This window comes from Bradyrhizobium sp. (assembly GCF_019244115.1).
GTDB lineage: Bacteria > Pseudomonadota > Alphaproteobacteria > Rhizobiales > Xanthobacteraceae > Bradyrhizobium.
In genome coordinates this window covers 1-5,315 of the sequence record NZ_JAFATE010000220.1, presented here as the reverse complement: position 1 = coordinate 5,315, position 5,315 = coordinate 1, and the positions used below count along the sequence as shown (strand labels likewise).

The 5,315-nt window shown below is 64.6% G+C and carries 5 protein-coding genes and 1 pseudogene; all 6 read right to left on the bottom strand.

What is annotated here, in order from left to right; all coding sequences use genetic code 11:
* Window positions 1–199 (bottom strand): annotated as a pseudogene (locus tag JOZ76_RS09750) (ketol-acid reductoisomerase); the annotation flags it as partial.
* A 142-nt stretch (window positions 200–341) separates the two neighbouring features.
* Window positions 342–941, bottom strand: a complete 600-nt coding sequence (locus JOZ76_RS09745; protein ID WP_291698418.1) for a LysE family translocator — start codon at window positions 939–941, stop codon at window positions 342–344.
* A gap of 78 nt (window positions 942–1,019) precedes the next feature.
* Window positions 1,020–1,754, bottom strand: coding sequence for a class I SAM-dependent methyltransferase (locus JOZ76_RS09740; protein WP_291698417.1), 735 nt, complete (start codon window positions 1,752–1,754; stop codon window positions 1,020–1,022).
* Window positions 1,755–1,758: 4 nt separating this feature from the next.
* Window positions 1,759–2,301 (bottom strand): acetolactate synthase small subunit, encoded by a 543-nt coding sequence (gene ilvN / locus JOZ76_RS09735; protein WP_291698416.1) that lies wholly within the window; start codon window positions 2,299–2,301, stop codon window positions 1,759–1,761.
* Window positions 2,302–2,455: 154 nt separating this feature from the next.
* A complete protein-coding gene (locus tag JOZ76_RS09730; RefSeq protein WP_291698415.1) occupies window positions 2,456–3,439 on the bottom strand; it encodes a threonine dehydratase in 984 nt (327 codons plus the stop codon).
* A 159-nt stretch (window positions 3,440–3,598) separates the two neighbouring features.
* The coding region (locus JOZ76_RS09725; protein WP_291698414.1) for an acetolactate synthase 3 large subunit at window positions 3,599–5,315 on the bottom strand (1,717 nt) is incomplete at its 5' end.

Genomic DNA, 5,315 nt, shown 5'->3' with positions numbered 1-5,315 from the left:
CCTCCATCACCTTGAAGCCGGCGGCTTCCGCCTTCTTCGTCGAGGCCGAACCCTTGCGCAGCGCGATCGCGACCTCCTTGACGCCCGAATCCCTCAGGTTCAGCGCATGGGCGTGGCCCTGGGCGCCGTAGCCGACGATGACGACCTTCTTGCCCTTGATCAGGTTCAGGTCGGCGTCGCGATCGTAGTAAACACGCATGGTGATGTCCTCATTGAGTGGCCAAAATCGGCAGGTGAATCATGGGATTGGATGCGGAACGCCGGTCCGGCCCCGAACGGATTGCGCCCGTTGTCTAGACATTTTCGGATGCTTGCGAAACCCCTTTCTCGCATGGCTCTCCTCAGTCCACGACCACGGGATAAAGCGAGGCGAGCAGCAGGATCGCCATGGCGATGTTGAAGGTCCGCACCGCGCGTTCGGAGGTGAGCATCGGCCGCAGCGCGCTGCCGAACAGCGCCCAGGTTGTGCAGGACGCGGAGCCGGTCACCAGCGTGATGGCGGTCTGGATGGCAATGTTCCAGGGGAAGGGTGCGATCGCGGCGTAGGCGGTGATGTTGGCGATCACCATCACCCAGCCCTTGGCGTTGACCCATTGGAACGCCGCCGCGCCCCAGAAGGTCATCGGGCCGCCGCGCTTGTCCTCGCCGGTCTTTGGCGGTCCCGAGAGCGCGATCGCGACGGCGAGATAGACCAGGTACGCCGCGCCGAGATATTTCAAAATGATCTGCAGGATCGGATAGGCAATGAACACCGTGCCGAGACCGAGCCCGACCGCGGCCACCATGAAGGCAAACCCGATGGTGATGCCCGCGACATGCGGCAGTGTCCGGCGAAAGCCGTAGGTGAGGCCGGACGACAGCAGCATGATGTTGTTCGGCCCCGGCGTGAAGGACATCACGAGCGTGAACAGCAGGAAGGCGATCAGCAGGGATTGCGACATGGTTGTTGTTGGCCCCCTTCGGGACGGCCCGCGCACACGTCGGCAAGCTCATGACGGCGAAGCTGATGCGGGCAGGTTTCATTGTTCTTGTCTTGCGAGTTTGGTTGCGCCTGTCAGTTCAGCCTGCCCGTCGGATTTCGGTTTCTGCAACAGATAGGTGCCGTGCAGGGGCGCGTGGTAGTCGGCCGAGACCAGGATGAAGCCGGTCTCGGTCAGCATGCGCTCGATCACCCAGCCGAAGGTGGAATACTCGTCGCGCATGTGAGTGACGACACTGTCGCGCGCAAAATCGTGGTTCTTGATATTGAAATCGGCCCACTCCTCAACGTCGCGCTCGGTGCCGTCAGGCATCGAGACGAACACGATGTCGCGCAGATAGAAATGCGCACCCGGCTTCAGCGCGGCGAGAATGCGCGACAGCGCCACGGCCTTCCAGAAGTCCGGCAGATGGTGCAGCGTGAACTCGCTGACGATGAGGTCGTAGGAATTCGGCCTGTAGGCGAAACTGAGCAGCCCAGCCGGCTGGGTGCGGATATCGGCCTTGCGGTCGCGGGCGTAGATGTCGGCGAGCGCGAGCATCGCCGGCGAGATGTCGATCGCGTCGACCTCGGCGCCCATCAGCGCCGCTTCGGTGGCCAGAACGCCGTTGCCGCAGCCGATGTCGGCGAGCTTCCAGCCGCGCTGCACACCGAGCGCGACGAGCGTCGCGCGGGCGCGGACGTCGCTGCCGTCGTGACGGTCGTAGATCGCGGCGACCGCGTTATCGAGCCCGAACCGCCGCCGCTGATTGTAGTACCAGTCGCGCGCCAGCATGGTCTTACATCCCCTCGGATCCACGCGTGATGGCGGCAACCCCGGTCCGCGACACCTCGACGAGGCCGAGCGGCCGCATCAGGTCGATGAACTGGTTGATCTTGGAGGTGTTGCCGGTGATCTCGAACACGAAACTTTCGATGGTGGCATCGATGACGCGGGCACGGAACGCATCGGCGAGCCGCAGCGCCTCGACGCGATGCTCGCCGGCGCCGCGCACCTTTACCATTGCCAGCTCGCGCTCGATCGAGCGGCCGGTCAAGGTCATATCGACGACGCGGTAGACCGGGACCATGCGGTCGAGCTGGTGCTTTATCTGCTCGATCACCATCTTCGTGCCCGTGGTGACGATGGTGATGCGCGAGAGATGCTTTTGGCTCTCGGTCTCGGAGACGGTGAGACTCTCGATGTTGTAGCCGCGCCCGGAAAACAGCCCGATCACGCGCGCGAGCACGCCGGGCTCGTTCTGCACCAGCACCGACAGCGTGTGGGTCTCATTCGGATCGTGACGGTCTTCGATGAAATAGGCCGATGCGGGCTGGTTCATGTTCATCTCCCTATCCTCTCCTGTCATGCCCCGCGGAAGGCGGGGCATCCAGTAGCCGCCGACGTCTGGGAGAAGAACCCAGGCCGCGGCGTACTGGATCGCCCGGTCAAGCCGGGCGATGACGACTGTGTTTGTGGCGCGATGATTGCCATCATCACACCGCTATCTTTTCCGCAACGGCGCTTTCCGCCATCACCCAACTCCGGAACAAATCGAAATCGATGTTGCCGCCTGACAGCACGAGGCCGACGCGTTTGCCCCTGATCCTGTCCTTCTCCTGCAGTGCGGCTGCGAGCGGCGCCGCGCCCGCGCCCTCGGCGAGGTTGTGCGTGTCGGTCCACAGCGCGCGGATCGCCGCGGCGATCTCCTCATCGCTCACCTGCACGATGCGCGAGGCGCCTTTCAGGATGATGTCGAGCGCCTCCGCATCTGGATTGCGGGTGGCCATGCCGTCGGCGCGCGTGTTGCTGGAGTTGGTGTTGACGACCCTGCCGGCGACGAACGAGAGCGCGTAGGACGGCGCCAGGGTCGACTGCACGCCGACGATCTCGGTCTTGATGCCGAGGAGATCGCGCACGGTGATGCAGCCCGAAATCCCGGAGCCCTGTCCGATCGGCACGTAGAGGATGTCGAGGTCGTCCGCCTGGCGAAACAGTTCGAGCGCATAGGTGGCAACGCCGAGCACGAGGTGCGGATGGAACGCCCGCACGACGTGCAGGCCCGCAACGGCGGCCTGCCGATACGCCTCCTCGCGTGCGGTCTGGAAATCGTTGCCATGCTCGACCAGCGTGGCGCCGAACGCCCGCATGGCGCGGTTCTTCTCGACCGAATTGCCGTACGGCACATAGATCGTGACCGGCACGCCGTGGCGGCGCCCGGCAAAGGCGATGCTCTGGCCGTGATTGCCCGTCGTCGCCGAGATCAGCCCGGTGGTCTGCGGCTCCGCCTTGATCAGGCGGTCGAGATAGATAAGACCGCCGCGCACCTTGAAGCCGCCGGTCGGCGTATGGTTCTCATGCTTGACCACGACCTCGGTGCCGAGCCGCTCGGCCAGCAGCGGCCAGGCATGCGCCGGTGTCACCGGCACCGCACGGCCGACGATCTCATGCGCGGCTTCGAGTTCAGCGAGGCCAAACATGGCTCCTCCATTTCTGCTGGTCATGCCCGCGAAAGCGGGCATCCAGTAATCCCCGCTGCCTCGGCTCGAGCCGAGACAGCGGGGATTACTGGATCGCCCGGTCGAGCCGGGCGATGACAACTGAATTTGCGGCTCCGCGTGTGTCCATCGTGTTGCACCTCACACCAGCGCCTTGCCGCCGGCGAAGGCGGCGGTGGTGGCCTCATCCGCGGCCTCGGCCGGCAACAGCATCTCGTTATGCGCCTTGCCCGAGGGGATCATCGGGAAGCAGTTTTCCAGCGCCGCGACGCGGCAGTCGAACAGCACCGGCCGCTTCACCTTGATCATCTCCTTGATCGCGCCATCGAGATCGCCCGGCTTGATCGCCTGCAATCCCACGCCCCCATAGGCTTCGGCGAGCTTGACGAAATCCGGCAGCGCCTCGGAATAGGAATGCGACAGGCGGTTGCCGTGCAGAAGCTGCTGCCACTGTCGCACCATGCCCATATACTGGTTGTTCAGGATGAAGATTTTTATCGGCAGCTCGTACTGCACCGCCGTCGACATTTCCTGGATCGTCATCTGCACCGAGGCATCGCCGGCGATGTCGATGACGAGGCTGTCCGGATGGGCGACCTGCACGCCGACCGCGCAGGGCAGCCCATAGCCCATGGTGCCGAGCCCGCCGGAGGTCATCCAGCGGTGCGGCTCCTCGAAGCCGAAGAACTGCGCCGCCCACATCTGGTGCTGGCCGACTTCGGTGGTGATGTAGGTATCGCGTCCGCGCGTCAGTTCGAACAGCCGCTGGATCGCGTATTGCGGCATGATGACGTCGTTGCTCGCCCGGTAGGACAGCGAGTTGCGCGCGCGCCATTTGGCGATCTCGGCCCACCACGGCTTGATGTCCGGCTTCTTCGTCTCCGCCTTGAACACCTGCAGCAGGTCGCCCAGGATGTTGGCGGCATCGCCGATGATCGGCACGTCGACGCGGATGTTCTTGTTGATCGAGGACGGGTCGATGTCGATGTGGATCTTCTTCGAGCCCGGCGAGAACGCGTCGGTGCGGCCGGTGATGCGGTCGTCGAAGCGCGCGCCGATGCATAGCATGACGTCGCAATCATGCATCGCCATGTTGGCCTCGTAGGTGCCGTGCATGCCCAGCATGCCGAGCCAGTTCTTGCCCGATGCCGGATAGGCGCCGAGTCCCATCAAGGTCGACGTGATCGGAAAGCCGGTGACCTCGACCAGCTCGCGCAGCAGCTTTGAGGCCTCGCGGCCCGCATTGATGACGCCGCCGCCGGAATAGATCACCGGGCGCTTGGCGCCAGCCAGCATCGCCACGGCCTTGCGGATCTGCTGCGCATCGCCCTTGACCTGCGGCGCGTAGGAGACATGCACGTCGGACTTGCGCGGCGGATGGTAGGTGCCGGTGGCAAACTGCACGTCCTTCGGCACGTCGACCACGACCGGACCCGGACGGCCGGTGGTTGCGACATAGAACGCCTCGTGCAGCACTTTGGCGAGATCGTTGACGTCGCGGACCAGCCAGTTGTGCTTGGTGCAGGGCCGCGTGATGCCGACCGTGTCGCATTCCTGGAACGCATCGTTCCCGATCAGATGCGTCGGCACCTGCCCAGTGATGCAGACCAGCGGAATGGAATCCATCAGCGCATCCGTCAGCGGCGTCACCATGTTGGTGGCGCCGGGACCCGACGTCACCAGCACCACGCCGGGCTTGCCGGTCGAGCGGGCATAGCCCTCGGCCGCGTGGCCCGCGCCCTGCTCGTGCCGGACCAGGATGTGCTCGACATCGCTCTGCTGGAAAATCTCGTCGTAGATCGGCAGCACCGCGCCGCCCGGATAACCGAAGAGGTGCTGGACGCCATGATCCCTGAGC